At 29.3% G+C, this 17,467-nt stretch carries 14 protein-coding genes; 8 read left to right on the top strand and 6 right to left on the bottom strand.

Going from position 1 to position 17,467, the window contains the following annotated elements; all coding sequences use genetic code 11:
* Window positions 1–30 precede the first annotated feature (30 nt).
* From BLU40_RS09565 to rpmH, 4 genes are all read right to left on the bottom strand, one after another.
* Window positions 31–1,488, bottom strand: coding sequence for a phytoene desaturase family protein (locus BLU40_RS09565; RefSeq protein ID WP_090122809.1), 1,458 nt, complete (start codon window positions 1,486–1,488; stop codon window positions 31–33).
* A gap of 54 nt (window positions 1,489–1,542) precedes the next feature.
* Window positions 1,543–2,442, bottom strand: coding sequence for a MerR family transcriptional regulator (locus tag BLU40_RS09560; protein ID WP_090122807.1), 900 nt, complete (start codon window positions 2,440–2,442; stop codon window positions 1,543–1,545).
* A 99-nt stretch (window positions 2,443–2,541) separates the two neighbouring features.
* The gene (gene carB, locus BLU40_RS09555) at window positions 2,542–5,394 is read right to left on the bottom strand and encodes a carbamoyl-phosphate synthase large subunit (RefSeq protein WP_090122805.1); all 2,853 of its coding nucleotides are present in this window, start codon (window positions 5,392–5,394) and stop codon (window positions 2,542–2,544) included.
* A gap of 142 nt (window positions 5,395–5,536) precedes the next feature.
* Window positions 5,537–5,698 carry a 50S ribosomal protein L34 gene (gene rpmH / locus BLU40_RS09550; RefSeq protein WP_070235330.1) on the bottom strand — a complete coding sequence of 54 codons (162 nt, stop codon included), beginning with the start codon at window positions 5,696–5,698 and terminating at the stop codon, window positions 5,537–5,539.
* A 387-nt stretch (window positions 5,699–6,085) separates the two neighbouring features.
* Here rpmH and BLU40_RS09545 point away from each other — a divergent pair, with 387 nt between their 5' ends.
* The 4 genes from BLU40_RS09545 (at window position 6,086) to BLU40_RS09530 (ending at window position 11,715) form a co-directional block, all read left to right on the top strand.
* Window positions 6,086–7,699 carry a CTP synthase gene (locus BLU40_RS09545; RefSeq protein WP_090122803.1) on the top strand — a complete coding sequence of 538 codons (1,614 nt, stop codon included), beginning with the start codon at window positions 6,086–6,088 and terminating at the stop codon, window positions 7,697–7,699.
* Window positions 7,700–7,808: 109 nt separating this feature from the next.
* Window positions 7,809–9,698 (top strand): membrane protein insertase YidC, encoded by a 1,890-nt coding sequence (gene yidC / locus BLU40_RS09540; RefSeq protein ID WP_090122801.1) that lies wholly within the window; start codon window positions 7,809–7,811, stop codon window positions 9,696–9,698.
* A gap of 78 nt (window positions 9,699–9,776) precedes the next feature.
* A complete protein-coding gene (locus BLU40_RS09535) occupies window positions 9,777–10,202 on the top strand; it encodes a hypothetical protein (protein ID WP_090122799.1) in 426 nt (141 codons plus the stop codon).
* 79 nt (window positions 10,203–10,281) lie between these two features.
* Window positions 10,282–11,715: a bifunctional metallophosphatase/5'-nucleotidase gene (locus tag BLU40_RS09530; RefSeq protein WP_090122797.1), complete on the top strand. Its 1,434-nt coding sequence runs from the start codon at window positions 10,282–10,284 to the stop codon at window positions 11,713–11,715.
* A 62-nt stretch (window positions 11,716–11,777) separates the two neighbouring features.
* Here BLU40_RS09530 and BLU40_RS09525 read toward each other — a convergent pair whose 3' ends face one another.
* Entirely contained in the window at window positions 11,778–12,728 is a 951-nt protein-coding gene (locus tag BLU40_RS09525) for a phosphoribosylaminoimidazolesuccinocarboxamide synthase (protein ID WP_090122795.1), read from the bottom strand.
* 39 nt (window positions 12,729–12,767) lie between these two features.
* Complete coding sequence (locus BLU40_RS09520; protein ID WP_090122793.1) at window positions 12,768–13,721, bottom strand: PhoH family protein; 954 nt, start codon at window positions 13,719–13,721, stop codon at window positions 12,768–12,770.
* A gap of 183 nt (window positions 13,722–13,904) precedes the next feature.
* On the opposite strand from BLU40_RS09520, the gene BLU40_RS09515 reads away from it, so the two are divergent.
* Genes BLU40_RS09515 through gldG form a run of 4 tightly spaced genes read left to right on the top strand, consistent with a single transcriptional unit; the run spans window position 13,905 to window position 17,427 of the window.
* Entirely contained in the window at window positions 13,905–14,735 is an 831-nt protein-coding gene (locus BLU40_RS09515; RefSeq protein WP_090122791.1) for an SAM hydrolase/SAM-dependent halogenase family protein, read from the top strand.
* Window positions 14,736–15,047, top strand: coding sequence for a putative quinol monooxygenase (locus tag BLU40_RS09510; protein ID WP_090122789.1), 312 nt, complete (start codon window positions 14,736–14,738; stop codon window positions 15,045–15,047).
* A gap of 21 nt (window positions 15,048–15,068) precedes the next feature.
* On the top strand, window positions 15,069–15,797 hold the full coding sequence (gldF, locus tag BLU40_RS09505) for a gliding motility-associated ABC transporter permease subunit GldF (protein ID WP_090122787.1): 729 nt from the start codon (window positions 15,069–15,071) through the stop codon (window positions 15,795–15,797).
* Entirely contained in the window at window positions 15,787–17,427 is a 1,641-nt protein-coding gene (gldG, locus tag BLU40_RS09500; RefSeq protein ID WP_090122786.1) for a gliding motility-associated ABC transporter substrate-binding protein GldG, read from the top strand. Before gldF ends, gldG begins: the two co-directional genes overlap by 11 nt.
* Window positions 17,428–17,467 lie beyond the last annotated feature (40 nt).

Raw genomic sequence — 17,467 nt, 5'->3', positions numbered from 1 at the left:
ATATATTTTTTAGTTAGTAGTTGGTAGTTTTTATATTTTTAGAATTTCATTTGCAACAATTTTTCCTGAAATTATAGATGGCGGAACACCTGGTCCTGGCACAGTTAATTGCCCGGTAAAAAACAAATTTTTCACCTTTTTACTTTTAATTTTTGGTCTTAAAAATGCTGTTTGAAACAATGTATTTGCCAAACCATACGCATTCCCTTTATAGGAGTTATAGTCCTTTTTAAAATCTTTTACACAATAAGATTCTTTAAACATAACACTATCAAATAAAGATTGATTGGTTAATTTTTCCATTCTCTCAATTATTTTTTTGAAATAATATTCTCTTATTTCAGGTGTATCGTCTAAATCTGGAGCTAATGGGATTAAAAAAGTAGCCGCTTCTTTAGAAACAGGGGCAAAACTGTTATCTGTTATACTTGGAAAACTTGCATAAAAAAGCGGCTCTTTTGGCCAATTTGGCGTGTCGTAAATATCTTTTGCGTGTACATCAAAATCTGTATCAAAAAATAAAGTATGATGCGAAACGTTTATTAATTTTTTATTAAAACCAACATAAAATAATAGTGATGATGGTGCAAATATTTTCTTATCCCAATACTTCTCAGAATACATTCTATATTTTTTAGGAACCAGAGTTTCAGAATGATGATAATCGGCTCCACTAATAACAACATCAGCTTTATAAAAATCATTTTGAGTTTTAACACCTTTAACAACACCATTTTCAACAACTATTTCGTTAACATTTTCATTTGTTTTAAAATCAACTCCCAACTCTACAGCTAAATTTACAAATGCCGAAACTACTTCGTACATACCTCCTTTTGGATGCCATGTTCCTAAACCAAAATCTGCATAATTCATAAAATTATAAAAGCTTGGAGTGTTAGAAGGTTTAGCACCTAAAAATAAAACAGGAAACTCCAATATTTGTTGAAGTTTTTTACTCTTTATTCTTTTTCTAACAGTAGAACTTATGGAAGTAAAAAACTGATTAATTTTAGATATTGTTGTTAAGTTTATTAACTCTAATATTGAATTGCCTGGTTTGTACACCAAACTATTTATAGCTACTTTGTAATTAAATTTAGCCGACTTTAAAAATCTTTTTAAGTGAACCGAACTTCCTTTTTCTTCATTTTCAAAAACATTATAAATAGCTTCAAGATTATTATCAATAATAACTGAATCTTTTTTTCCAAAATAAACTTCATAAGCAGGCTTCAATCTATCTAATTGGTAAAAATCAGATGGTTTTTTATTAAAATCTTTAAAAAACTTTTCAAAAACATCTGGCATCCAATACCAAGTTGGTCCCATGTCAAACTTAAAACCATTTTTCTCAAATTTTCTTGCTCTACCACCTACGGTACTATTTTTTTCAAGAACAATAACCTTATTACCAGCCTTTGCCAAATAACTTGCAGCTGATAAAGATGAGAATCCTGAACCAATTATTACAATTTGTTTTTCCATTTTGTTTAACAAATATACTTTTTTATTAAACAAAAACAAATTATTTAAAAAAAATTATACCCTAGCTAATAAATCAACTACAGAATAGAACACACTAACTTTCTCAAAATCAATAGCTTTATCTTCTTCTACAACTTTTCTTCCAAGCACCCATAATTCACTATTAGAATTCTCAAGTATTTCATTATTTACTTGCTCTATGTAATCTAACACAGAAACCTTTGAAGGCTCAACAGTTAAATAACTTACAAAGCAAATATTATTATATACTTTTTGAACATCTAGCAAATTACTCACAGGAACGCTCTGCCCTAAGTAAACAGATTGATAACCATGCAACAACAATTCAAAATGCAAATACAATAAACCTAATTCATGAATTTCATTCATAGGTAAATACAACACAAAAACTTTTTCAAAATTAATTGGTTTAGATAGTTGTAACCTTTCTATATTAATATGTATTTTTTGTTTAATAAGATTTGTTATAAAGTGTTCGTGTGCTGGTGTAATTGAGTTTACCTGCCACAACATTCCAATTTCATTTAAAAAAGGAAGAAATACATTTTTAAAAATATCTCTAAACGAAGAATTAACAACTAAGTTATTATAGGTTGCATTGAACATATTTTCGTCAAAGTTTAACATTGCTAACTTTAACGAGTTTGATGCCTGACTATCTATACCGCTTTTAGATACCAACTCTCTAACTTTAACAGCAATACTAGAATCGCTTAAATCTGCTATTTTAGAAATTTTTAAGCCATTATTATTTAATAACGAAACATTCAATAACTTTTGAAGGTTCGAAATATCATAATACCTAATATTAGAATCCGTTCTATTTGGCTTCAAAAGATTATACCTCTTCTCCCAAATTCTAATAGTATGCGCTTTTATTCCTGAAAAATTTTCGAGATCTTTTATTGTGAACTCTGACTTTATACTGTTCAAGTTTATTTAATTTTAATTAAACAAATATATAAACAATTTACTAATAAACAAAAAGCTCCTTAAAATAAGGAGCTTTTTATTTATTAAATAAAGTAAATATTATTTACTTAAATACATTTTTCTTCTAGAATACAATTCGTAGAATTGATCATCTTTTAAGCTATCGATAAATAAAATACTCTCACCTGTTGATTTCATTTCAGGCCCTAATTTTTTATCAACGTTAGGAAACTTATTGAAAGAGAAAACAGGCTGCTTAATTGCATAGCCTTCTAACTGAGGGTTAAATTTAAAATCTTTAACCTTTTTATCTCCTAGCATTACTTTTGTAGCGTAATTTACATAAGGCTCTTGGTAAGCTTTTGCTATAAACGGAACCGTACGAGATGCTCTTGGGTTTGCTTCAATAATATAAACCGTATCATCTTTTACTGCAAACTGAATATTTATTAATCCTACTGTTTTTAAAGCTTTCGCAATTTTCTTAGTGTGATCTTTTATTTGCTGCATTACAAATTCTCCTAAATTAAAAGGTGGTAATGTTGCATTCGAATCTCCAGAGTGAACACCACAAGGTTCAATATGCTCCATAATACCAATAATGTAAACATCTTCTCCATCACAAATTGCATCTGCCTCTGCTTCTATTGCACCATCTAAATAATGGTCTAAAAGCAACATATTATTTGGAATTTTACGTAATAAATCTACCACGTGTTTCTCCAACTCCTCTTTATTAATAACAATTTTCATTCCCTGACCTCCTAATACATATGAAGGACGAACTAAAATTGGAAAGTCTAAATCATCTGCTATTTCAGAAGCCTCATCTGCAGTTGTTGCTGTACCATACTTAGGGAATGGAATATCTAAATCTACTAATAATTCAGAAAAACGCTTTCTATCTTCAGCTAAATCAAGTGCTTCAAAGCTTGTTCCAATAATTTTAATTCCCCATTTAGATAGTTTCTCAGCTAATTTAAGTGCTGTTTGACCACCAAGTTGAACAATAACTCCTTCTGGTTTTTCGTGCTCAATAATATCGTAAATATGCTCCCAGAATACTGGTTCGAAATATAATTTATCTGCTGTATCAAAATCTGTAGAAACAGTTTCTGGATTACAGTTAATCATAATAGTTTCATAACCTGCTTCTTTAGCAGCCAACACACCGTGCACACAACAATAATCGAACTCAATTCCTTGTCCAATTCTATTTGGCCCAGAACCTAATACAACAATTTTCTTTTTATCAGTTACAACACTTTCATTATCAGATTTACTTACACCTTCTGAAGTAATCATCTTGTTTTCGAATGTTGAATAATAATAAGGTGTTTGCGCTCCAAATTCAGCAGCACAAGTATCTACTAATTTATAAACTCTGTTAATATCTAACTCAGTTCTTTTAGCTTTTACTTCGCTCTCCCAACAACCTAACATATGCGCAATTTGTCTATCGGCAAAACCTTTTTGTTTAGCCTCTAACAATAATTCATAAGTAAGTGTATCTAATTTATTTGTTGAAATTTCGTTTTCTAATGCTAATAACTCTTCATATTGCTTTAAATACCAATAATCAATTTTAGTTATTTCGTGAATTCTACTTAATGGAATTCCCATTTGAATAGCATCATAAATAACAAAAACACGATCCCAACTCGGGTATTTTAATTTTTGAATAATAGTATCGTAATCTTTCTCTCCTTTTCCGTCTGCTCCTAAACCATTACGTTTAATTTCTAAAGATTGTGTTGCTTTATGCAATGCTTCTTGAAACGATCGTCCAATACCCATTACTTCACCAACAGATTTCATTTGTAAACCAACCGTTCTATCAGAACCTTCAAATTTATCGAAATTCCAACGTGGTATTTTTACAATAACATAATCTAATGTTGGCTCAAATAAAGCTGATGTTGTTTTAGTAATTTGGTTATCTAACTCATCTAAATTATAACCAATAGCTAATTTAGTAGCTATTTTAGCAATTGGATATCCTGTTGCTTTTGATGCCAATGCAGAAGAACGAGATACACGTGGGTTAATTTCAATTGCTATAATATCTTCTTTTTCATCAGGACTTACTGCAAACTGAACATTACATCCGCCAGCAAAATCACCTATAGAACGCATCATATGTATTGCCATATCACGCATTCTTTGAAAAGTAGTATCACTTAAAGTCATTGCAGGAGCTACAGTTATAGAATCTCCTGTATGAATTCCCATTGGATCCATATTTTCAATAGTACAAATAATTACAACATTGTCGTTTTTATCACGCAATAGTTCTAATTCGTACTCTTTCCAACCCAACAAAGCTTTATCTATAATAACTTCGTGAATTGGTGAGGCTTCTAGACCTCTACTTAATAAATCATCAAAATCTTCTTTATCGTAAACAATTGATGCTCCGTAACCTCCTAAAGTAAATGAAGGTCGAATTACTAATGGAAAACCATATTCTTGAGCAATTTCTTTACCTTTTAAAAATGAAGTTGCAGTTGTTGATGGAGCTTGGCCTACACCAATTTCAATCATTAACTTTCTAAACTGCTCTCTATCTTCGGTAATATTAATGGCGTCAATATCTACACCTATTAATTCTACATTAAAATCTTCCCAAATACCTTTGTCATCAGCTTCAATACATAAATTTAATGCTGTTTGACCTCCCATAGTTGGTAAAACGGCATCAATTTCTGGATGCATTTGTAAAATTTCAATAATAGATTTTGTAGTTAAAGGCTTTAGATACACATTATCTGCTAATGAAGGATCCGTCATAATAGTTGCCGGATTAGAATTGATTAGAGTAACCTCAATTCCTTCCTCTTTTAATGATCTAATTGACTGTGAACCAGAATAGTCGAATTCACAAGCTTGCCCAATAATTATAGGTCCCGAACCTATAATTAAGATTGATTTAATGTTAGTGTTTTTTGGCATTTTTATAAAATAAGATTTTAATTTTCAAATATCAATAAAAATTGAATACGTTATTTAAATAGTTTTCAATACTTATTAAAAGGTCAAAAAAAAGGTGTTACTAAAAAAAGTAACACCTAATATATATAAAACTATTGTTTCATTATTTCTTTGGTCTTGGATCTGAAGAAACACTTAATCTCTTTCTTCCTTTAGCTCTTCTTCTAGCTAATACTTTTCTACCATTAGCAGAAGCCATGCGCTCTCTGAAACCGTGCTTGTTTCTTTTTTTCCTTTTTGATGGCTGATAAGTTCTTTTTGGCATTACTTGTATATTTTAAATTGTGTTTCTTATAATTTGCTTCTTTTAAAATCTCTTTAAAAGCGTTGGCAAATATACAAATCCTTTTGTGTTTGACAAATAGAATTTTAAAAAAAAACAAAAAAATAATTTTCTCTAGGAAAATCAAGGTTTTGTTAACTTTACAATTGCAAAAATAGGTTTATTTTATCACTCTAACCTATTTATAATGAAATAATAATCAATATTTTATTCTTCCAGTTTCTAAATCATTCTTTTCTGAAGCTTCAAAACACACAACTCTATATTATAAACCTCATATTTTGCTATCAAAATAAATGTTTAAAAATTTAGCTTTTTACTTTTTGCCAACTAAAATAGAGTTAGTACTTTTGCGCAAACCTACGGATAATGAAAAATACAAAATATGTTTTTGTAACAGGTGGTGTTACCTCATCACTAGGAAAAGGAATTATTGCTGCCTCTTTAGCTAAACTATTACAAGCTAGAGGATACTCGGTAACCATACAAAAATTAGACCCATATATTAATATAGACCCAGGAACGTTAAACCCATATGAACATGGTGAGTGTTACGTAACTGACGACGGTGCAGAAACTGACTTAGATTTAGGTCATTACGAACGTTTTTTAAACATACCTACCTCACAGGCTAACAATGTAACAACTGGTAGAATTTACCAAAGTGTTATAGATAAAGAACGTAAAGGAGAATTTTTAGGTAAAACGGTTCAAGTAATACCACATATTACTAATGAAATTAAACGTAGAATTCAAATTTTAGGTAAAACTGGAAAATTTGACATTGTAATTACTGAAATTGGTGGTACTGTTGGTGATATTGAATCTTTACCATATGTAGAATCTGTTCGTCAATTAACTTGGGAATTAGGTGAAGAAAATGCCATTGTTATTCATTTAACGCTAATACCTTATTTAGCTGCTGCTGGTGAATTAAAAACTAAACCAACACAGCACTCGGTAAAAATGCTAATGCAAAGTGGAGTTAGTCCAGATGTTTTAGTATGTAGAACTGAGCACCAAATTTCAGAAGATATTAAACGTAAATTGGCATTATTTTGTAATGTTAAAAAAGAAGACGTTATACAATCTATAGATGCTGAAACAATTTACGATGTACCAAACCTTATGTTAGATGAAGGTTTAGACAAAGTAGTATTAAAAAAATTAAATTTAACTGATAAAGTTAAACCAGAATTAAAAATTTGGAACAACTTTGTTAAACGTCATAAAAACCCAAAAAACACTGTTAAAATTGGTTTAATTGGTAAATATGTTGAATTAAAAGATGCATATAAATCGATTACCGAAGCATTTATTCATGCAGGTGCAACAAACGAAGTTAAAGTAGAAGTTCAATGGATTCATTCAGAAGAATTAACTGTTGAAGATGTACCTAACTTATTAAAAGGCTTAAATGGTATTTTGGTAGCTCCTGGTTTTGGAGAACGTGGTATTGAAGGTAAAATTGAAGCTGTTAAATACGCTCGTGAAAATAATATTCCGTTTTTAGGTATATGTTTAGGTATGCAAATGGCTGTTATAGAATTTTCTAGAAATGTTTTAGGTTTTAGCGATGCGAATTCTGCTGAAATGAACAAGAAAACAAAGTACCCAGTTATTGATTTAATGGAAGAACAAAAAAGTATTACAAATTATGGTGGTACAATGCGTTTAGGTGCTTGGGATTGTAAACTAAAAGAAGGCAGTAAAATAAAAGACATTTACCAAAAAGAACTAATTAGCGAACGTCACAGACATAGATATGAGTTTAATAGCGATTATTTAACTAAAATCGAAGAAGCCGGAATGATTGCTACCGGTAAAAACCCAAAAACAGATCTTGTAGAAGTGGTTGAAATACCTAATCACCCTTGGTTTGTAGGTGTACAATATCATCCAGAATATAAAAGTACTGTTTTAAATCCGCACCCATTATTTGTTGGATTTATTAAAGCTTCTTTGGAACACTATTTGAACTAACATACAATCACTATTAAAAACTAGTTTATAACTGTACTTTTAGTACATTTGTCGGGCTTTTTAATAATTTTTAAAAGCATTAATGACAATTTGACATTTATATTTTACAATGGAAGAAAAAAAATTTGATATTAATACGCTAATTGGTTTTGTACTTTTAGGTGGTATTATGCTTTGGTGGATGTATACCAACCAACCAACTCCTGAAGAATTAGAAGCTGAAAAGAATAAAATTGAAGAAGTTGAAAAACAAAAAACTGTAGAAACTAATTTAGCAGATACTGCTCCAGAAACTGTTTTTCAAGCAAACGATTCGCTTGCGTTAGTTAACGCTCAAAAATCTTTAGGTGTTTTTGCTCAATCTGCAACAGTTGCAGATGAAGAAACAGTTATTGAAAATGCTTTATTAAAATTAACCATTGCTAATAAAGGTGGGCAAATTAAAGAAGCTCTTATAAAAAAGTACGTTACTTACGACTCGCTTCCTTTGTATATGATAAAGGATAAAAATGCTTCTTTCAACATTAATTTTGGCACTGCAGATAATAGAACTTTAAATACTAAAGATTTACTTTTTGAACCAACTTTAACTAAAAATGGAGACAACCAAGTATTGTCTATGAAACTTAAAGTTTCTAACTCTAAATTTTTAGAATACCGTTACGAAATTAAACCAGATGAATATATGGTAGATTTCTCTATCCGTTCTCAAGGTTTAAGTTCTGCTTTAAACTCTTCTCAACAAATTAATTTAGATTGGAATTTAGAAGGTTACCGTCACGAAAAAAGTATTAAGTACGAGAACCAACAAACAGAAATGTATTATGAAAAAGAGGATGAAGATATAGATTACTTATCTGTAGGTGGAGATGATGATGCGCTTGAAGATGATGTAAACTGGGTTGCTTTTAAACAACACTTCTTTTCTTCTATTTTAATTTCAGATAAAGGGTTTAATAAAGCACAATTAAATTCTACTTCAATTTTTAAAGACGAAGATATAGATAGTGTTTACACAAAAGCATTTTCATTAAAAACACCATTAAAGTTAGAAGGTGGTGAATTTAATTACAATATGAATTGGTACATTGGACCAAATGATTACCAAATATTAAAAAAATACGATCGTAATATTAAAGAAGTTGTAAACTTAGGTTGGGGTATTTTTGGTTATATTAACCGCTTAGTATTTGTTCCTGTATTTAACTTTTTGCAAGGTTTTATTGGAAATTATGGACTTATTATTATTCTATTAACAATTATTGTTAGAATTATAATGTCTCCATTGGTATACAAATCTTATTTATCTAGTGCAAAAATGAAGGTTCTTAAACCTGAAATGGAAGAGATTAATAAACGTTTACCAGGTAAAGAAAACGCTATGAAGCGTCAACAAGAAACTATGGCCGTACAAAGTAAAGCCGGAGTTAGCCCACTTTCTGGGTGTATTCCAGCATTATTACAAATGCCAGTATTCTTTGCTTTATTTAGATTTTTCCCTTCAAACATAGATATTCGTCAAAAAGGATTTTTATGGGCAGATGATTTATCTGCATATGATAGTGTATTTAAACTACCTTTCAACATACCAATGTATGGAGATCATATTAGTTTATTTCCAATTTTAGCTTCTGTTGCCATTTTCTTCTATATGAGAATGAGTCAGAGTCAACAAATGAATATGCAACAACCAACCCAAGAAGGAATGCCTGATATGCAGAAGATGATGAAAATGATGATGTACTTCTCTCCTGTTATGATGTTAATCTTCTTTAATATGTATGCTAGTGGATTAAGTTTATACTATTTTGTATCAAATTTACTTACAATAACAATTATGTTAGTTATTAAAAACTATATTATTGATGAAGATAAGATTCATGCAAAAATTCAAGAGAATAAAAAGAAACCAAAAAAAGAGAGTAAGTTTAGACAACGTTTGAATGATGCAATGAAACAAGCACAGGAACAACAAAAAAATCAACAAAAGAAAAGGTAAACCATACCATTTATATATTTATAGCCCTTTAGTTTTTACTAAAGGGCTTTTTTATTTATTTTTATAAAAAAAGAGCTAATGGTTTCCTCAACAAATAAGTTTAAAATTTACCCAGAATATAATTTAGTAATTGAGCTTCATAGCGGAACTCTTAATTTAACTTCATATTTAAATTTTAAAAAAAAATTATTTACTCATAAAGAGTTTAAATCTGGAATGAATTATTTTATAAATCTGAAAAAAGTGAATTTCGACGCGCCAACTAAGGATATTGAAAAATTTGCTGATTTTAATAATCAACGTCCATCTTTTAGCGAAAGAAGAAAAATAGCATTAGTTACAGACACTCCCAGCCAAGTAGTATCAACAACAATATACAAATCACTACTTAGTAATCACAATCAGGATATAGAAATTTTTTCTACAAACGAAAAGGCGTTAAGCTGGCTTATAACTGAACCTATAACACAAGCTAGATATAAAGAAGTTTTAGCTGAGCTCTAAGGCTATTCTAATTTTTGATAAACATTTAATAAAAAAAATAGTTGTAAATTAGTAATTACAATACTAACCCCATATTACTATGTTTTTCAAAAAAGAATTTTACCTATTACTTTTAGTAATAATCACTTTTTCTTGCTCTAATCAAAACGACAATCCTACCATACTAAATGAACAAGAAGATGGAAACAAAGAGCTAACAATTTTCCATATTAATGATATACATGGAAGTATAGATAATTTTTCAAAAATAAAATATATTGTAGACGAAGAAAGAAAAAACAATAACGTTTTATTTGTATGCGGTGGAGATACTTTTTCAGGAAACCCTGTTGTAGATAATCATGCAGAAAAAGGTTACCCAATGATTGATTTAATGAATAAAGTTGGAATTAATGCTGCAGCAATTGGAAATCATGAGTTTGATTATGGTGAAGCTGTTTTAAAAAATAGATTAGAACAATCAAATTTTGATTGGCTTTGCGCAAACATTAACACTAAAAACTCTTCAATTAAACAACCAAAAGCATACAAAACCATTACTATTAATGGAGTTACAGTTACTATTCTTGGCTTAATTCAAACTAAAGAAGGAAACAATGGTACAATTCCATCTACCCACCCTTTAAGAGTTAAAAATTTTACATTTACTAACTATGCTGAAATTATTTCAGATTATGCTAATTTAAAAAATGATGAAAACTCCGACCTTTACATAGCTTTGACACACTTGGGGTATAGCTCAGACATTTCGCTTGCTAGAAAATACCCTTATTTTGATATAATTATTGGTGGACACTCTCACACTTCAGATTATAGAGAGGAAAACGGAACATACATTTATCAAGCTGGTTCGAAATTAAAAAATATTGGAAAAATTAAAGTTACAATTGATAAAAATGGAGCTATAAGTACCAAATACGAATTAATTAATTTATCGGATGCAACAAACCTAAACCAAAGTGTACAAGAAGATATTGAGACCTATAATCATCAACCTGAGCTTGACGTAGTTATTGGTTATGCAGAAGCTTCTCACAACAGAAATGAAGTTGGAAATTTTTATACGGAAGCTTTACTAAAAGAATTAAATGCCGACCTAACTTTTCATAACTCGGGAGGAATAAGAAATACTTTAGATAAAGGAGATATTACTATAAGAGAAATATACTCCATTGATCCATTTAATAACGGAAGTGTTACTTATAGCATGACAATTAAAGAAGTAAAAACCTTCTTAAAAGAAAATGGTGATGGCTTTCACTACGCAGGTTTAACTATTGAACAAAGTGGAAATAATATTCTTATTAAAGATAAAAATGGAAATATTTTAAGCAATAACACCTCAATAACTATTGGAATAAATGATTTTATTCCAATAGTTTTTAAAAATTATTTTACAACTATTCCTTCGGTAAAAAATTACACAACAGCTGAAACAGTTATAAACTATTTAAATAACAACTCTGAACCTGTAAATTTTACTAACTATTCGAAATACTTTAAATACCAATAATTTTACACATAAAAAAAGGGTTGTCTTAAAATAATACAACCCTTTTTTTATGCTGTTATTTGCTACTTATTTAAAAAAGTATTAACGTTTTTCTCTATTCTTTCGTTTATATTACTAACGTCTGATTTAACAAAAGTTTCTCCAGTAATATTCTCATATAATTCTATATATCTATCTGAAATTTCATTAATTTTTTCATCACTCATCTCAGGAACAGTTTGCCCTTCTAAACCTTGAAAGTTATTTGCAATTAACCATTGACGAACAAACTCTTTAGATAATTGTTTTTGAGCTTCACCTTTAGCTTGTCTTTCTTTATAACCTTCAGCATAAAAATAACGAGACGAGTCTGGTGTATGTATTTCGTCTATTAATAAAATTTTACCATCTTTAGTTTTTCCAAACTCATATTTGGTATCCACTAAAATTAAACCACGTTCTGCTGCTATTTCAGATCCTCTTTGAAATAATGCTTTTGTGTATTTTTCTAATACCTCATAATCTTCAGCAGAAACAATTCCTTTAGCAATAATATCTTCTTTTGAAATATCTTCATCGTGATCTCCATCTTCTGCTTTTGTTGCAGGTGTAATTATTGGTTCTGGAAATTTATCATTTTCTTTCATACCTTCTGGCATTGAAACGCCACAAAGTAATCTTCTACCTGCTTTATATTCACGAGCTGCGTGCCCACTCATATAACCTCTAATTACCATTTCAACTTTAAAAGGCTCACACATATGCCCTACTGCTACGTTTGGATCTGGAATTCCTAAAATCCAATTTGGAACAATATCACTAGTTGCATCTAACATTTTAGCTGCAATTTGATTTAAAATTTGACCTTTGTAAGGAATCTGCTTAGGCATAACAACATCAAATGCTGAAAGTCTATCTGAAGCAATCATTACCAAAGTTTCATCATTAATATTGTAAACTTCTCTTACTTTTCCTTTATAAACCGATTTTTGTTTAGGAAAATTAAACTCAGTATTGTTAATTGTATTACTCATTATATTTTTTTATTTAATAGTGCGTTGTTGCTCTTTTAACTATTCATTCCCTACTTCAATACTTTTATAAGCTGAAAGTATTTTTTTAACTAATCTATGCCTAATTACATCCTTATCATCTAAATGTACAAATGCAATTCCTTTTACCTCTTTTAATGTTAGCATAGCTTCTTTTAAACCAGAAACTTGCCTTCTAGGTAAATCTATTTGACCAGGATCTCCATTAATAATAAATTTAGCGCTTTTACCCATACGTGTTAAAAACATTTTCATTTGACTATGTGTAGTATTTTGTGCTTCATCTAAAATTACAAAAGCATTGTCTAATGTTCTACCACGCATAAATGCTAAAGGCGCTATTTGAATAATTCCTTTTTCAATATAAGACTCCAAGCGTTCTGCAGGAATCATATCACGTAACCCATCATATAAAGGTTGCATATAAGGATCTAGTTTTTCTTTTAAATCACCCGGTAAAAACCCAAGATTTTCACCAGATTCAACTGCTGGCCGTGTTAAAATAATACGTTTAACTTCTTTTTCTTTTAAAGCCCTAACAGCTAATGCAACCGCCGTATACGTTTTACCTGTACCAGCTGGACCAATAGCAAAAAGCATATCGTTTTTTTCCATTCGCTCAACCATTCTACGTTGATTCTCGGTTTGAGCTTTTATTAATCTACCTCCAACACCGTGAACTATAACGCCATCTGCAACTTTAGAACTTTTATGCTCTTTTCCGTTAGACATTAAAATACGTTCAATGCTATTTTCATCTAAACTATTATACCTATTAAAATACTTAATTAAGCTGCTTATTTTTTTTTCAAACTGGTCTAAAACCTCTGGTTCTCCATAAGCTTTTAGCTTTGTTCCTCTTGCTACAAGTTTTAATTTCGGAAAAAATTTTCTTAAAATATCTAAGTTAGAATTTTGAGGCCCAAACAAATCGTTTGGATTAATTTCTGTCAACTCAATAATGCGTTCGTTCAAATTGTGAAAATTGTTAAGTTTATTAATAAATTTCTATCTTAATAAATAGAATAAATGTTTAGCTTTGCATAACAAATTTAACAATATCAAATAACTAATTTCATTTCTTTAAAAGAAGTTTTAAACATTTTATTAAGGATTTAAAAAGGTTATTAATGTGAAAAAAAATTGAGCTAAAGATTTATGTCTATTATTACTTTAACCACAGATTTTGGAACGAAAGACCACTTTGTAGGTGCAATAAAAGGCACTATCTATAGTGAGCTTCCAGATGCTCGTATTGTAGATATAACACACGAAATTTCACCTTTTAACATTACAGAAACTGCGTATATTTTAAGAAACGCTTATAAAAGTTTTCCTGAAGGAAGTATACACATTATTGGTGTAGATTCTGAATTAAATGACGATAATAAACATATTGCTATAAAATTAGACAATCATTATTTTATTTGTCCAGATAATGGTGTAATATCGTTATTAGCTTCAGAAGTTAAACCAGAAAAAATTGTTGAAATTAATATACACGACAGGTTCGAATCTGTTTTTCCAGTATTAGATGTTTTTGTTAAAGTTGCTTGCCACATATCTAGAGGTGGAACTTTAGAAGTTATAGGAAAAATAATTCCAGATTACAAAAAACTTGTTGAAGTACAGCCAACTATTTCTGCTGACAAATCGACTATTTCTGGAAATATTATTTACATAGATAATTACGGAAATACAATAAGTAATATTAATCAAAAATTATTTCAAGAAATTGGTAGAGGTCGCGATTTTGAAGTTATTGCAAACAACTATAGTTTCAAAAAAATATATAATAAGTATAGCGATTTTATCGACTTTTCTTTACCAAAAGAGCAACGCCAAAAAGACGGTACAAAACTAGCTTTATTTAATTCTGCTAACTATTTAGAAATTGCCGTATTTAGAAGTAATTTAAATACCGTTGGTGGTGCATCTACATTATTAGGTTTAAAATATAGAAAGGTAATTACCATAAAATTTAACTAAATGTTTGTACGTATTGTAAAACTTACTTTTCAACCAACTAAAGTTGATGTTTTTTTAGATATTTTTGAAAACAGCAAACATAAAATACGAAATTTTAATGGTTGTCGTTTATTAGAGTTATATAGAGATAAAACTAATAAAAATATCTTTTTCACATATAGTTATTGGGAAAATGAAGAAGATTTAGAAACCTATAGAACTTCCAAATTATTTAAATCTGTCTGGGCAAAAACAAAAATTTTATTTGCAGACAAACCAGAAGCCTGGAGCGTTGATAAATTGGAAAGTAGTTGTAATCAAAAAAATTATTAATTATAGAAGCCAACAACTAAAATGATAAGCATTTTAAAAAAAGAACTTAATTCATTCTTCTCCTCGCCTATTGGCTATTTGGTTATTGGTGTGTATTTGATAATTAACGGTCTTTTCTTATGGGTTTTTGAAGGAGATTTCAACATTTTACACGCCGGATTTGCCGATTTAAATAGTTACTTTTTTTTAGCTCCTTGGGTGTTTATTTTCTTAATTCCAGCAATTACAATGCGCAGTTTTTCTGATGAAATTAATACAGGAACCATCGAAATATTAAAAACAAAACCAATTTCTATTACTCAAATAATTTTGGGTAAATATATAGGAGCACTTTTGTTGGTTTTATTAGCAATTATACCTACTATAATTTACGCTTACAGTGTTTATCAATTAGGAAACCCTATCGGTAATTTAAAAATTGGAACTACAATTGGCTCTTTTCTTGGCTTACTATTTTTGGCAAGTTCTTATACTGCCATTGGTGTTTTTACATCAACAATTTCAAAAAATCAAATTGTAGCTTTTATTATTGCTGTATTTATTTGTTTCTTTTTTTATTACGGTTTTGAAGCACTAGCAAACTATAATTTATTTGGAAATAACGATTCTTTTATTAAAAATATTGGCATTAAAAATCATTTTGATAGTATTAGCAAAGGTGTAATAGATACTCGTGATTTAATCTATTTTATTTCGATAACTACATTATTTTTATTCATTACTAAAATTAGAATACAAAATGAAAAATAAGTATTCTAGCATATTGGTAATTATTGTAGCTTTAGTAGCAATTAATTTTGTTAGCTCTAAGCTATACAAACGTTTTGATTTAACTGAAGACGGTAGATATACACTCTCTGAAGCAACAAAACAAATAGCAAAAAACATAGAAGATATTGTTACTGTAAAAGTATATTTAAATGGAGATTTTCCTGCGGAATTTAAACGTTTAGAAACAGAAACTAAACTTCATTTAGAAGAACTAAAAGCAGTAAACAACAATATTAACTATCGTTTTATTAACCCAAAAAAAATAGCAAAACAACTTATTTCTGAAGATCTTGAACCTAGTAGACTTCAAGTTCAAGAAAATGGAAAAATGTCTGAATTAGTTATTTTTCCGTGGGCGGTTATTGAGTACCAAAATAAACGTGAAAACATTTCACTATTAAAAGATATTATAACCAACTCTCAAAACGAACAATTAGAAAGCTCCATACAAAATTTGGAATATGCTTTCGCGAATGCTATTCATAAAATAAGTTCGAAAAAATCTAAAACAATTGCAATTTTAAAAGGTAATGGCGAGTTAAACGATATTTATATAGCTGACTTATTAAAAAAACTTGGTGAATATTATTTATTAGCTCCTTTTACATTAGATTCTGTTGCTACACAACCTCAAAACACACTAGATAAATTAAATAATTTCGATTTAGCTATTATTGCAAAACCTACCGTAAAATTTACTGAGCAAGAAAAATTCACACTCGATCAATTTACAATGAATGGCGGAAAATCGCTTTGGTTATTAGATAATGTTCAAGCAGAGTTAGATAGTTTAATGAATACTGGCGAAGCACTAGCCTACCCTAGAGATTTAGGGCTAACTGATTTCTTTTTTAACTATGGCATTCGTGTAAATTTAGATTTGGTAACCGATTTATACAGTTCTCAAATACCTTTAGCTACTGGAAATGTAGGTAATAACACTCAATTTAGTGCTTTTAATTGGGAATATTACCCGCTTGTTAATTCAACCAATAATCACCCAATAAATATAAATACTGAAGCTGTAAGTTTAAAGTTTGCAAACAGTATTGATACGTTAAAAAATAACATTTCAAAAACAGTTTTATTACAAAGTTCTAAACTTTCAAAAACAAATGGAACTCCTTTTCTAGTTTCATTAAAAGGCATTACACAGCAGCCAAACCCTAAAGATTATGCTAAAGGAAATAAGGCTTTAGGTGTTTTATTGGAAGGTAAATTTAAATCTGTTTACAACGATAGAGTTAAGCCATTTTTATATACTAATACAAAAGAGATTGGAGCTTCAACAAAAATGATTGTTATTGCTGATGGTGATATTATTTCCAACCCTATTTCACAAGGAAAACCTCTAGAATTAGGTGTAGACAAATGGAGTAAACAACGTTATGGAAACAAAGAATTCCTTTTAAATGCTGTAAATTACTTGTTAGACGATACGGGCTTAATAAATGTTAGGTCTAAAAAAATACAAATAGATTTTTTAAACAAACAAAAGGCTTTTGAAGAATCTAGCAAATGGCAACTTATAAATATTATAATACCATTAATAATACTTGCTATTTTGGGGGGGACTTTTAATTATTATAGAAGAAAAAAATACAAATAAACCTCTTCTTTACACATCTTAAATATTTGTTAAAGTTAAA

This window comes from Lutibacter oricola, assembly GCF_900106565.1.
GTDB lineage: Bacteria > Bacteroidota > Bacteroidia > Flavobacteriales > Flavobacteriaceae > Lutibacter > Lutibacter oricola.
Note: the sequence above shows the minus strand (reverse complement) of the source record. Positions and strands in the feature narration are given on the sequence as shown.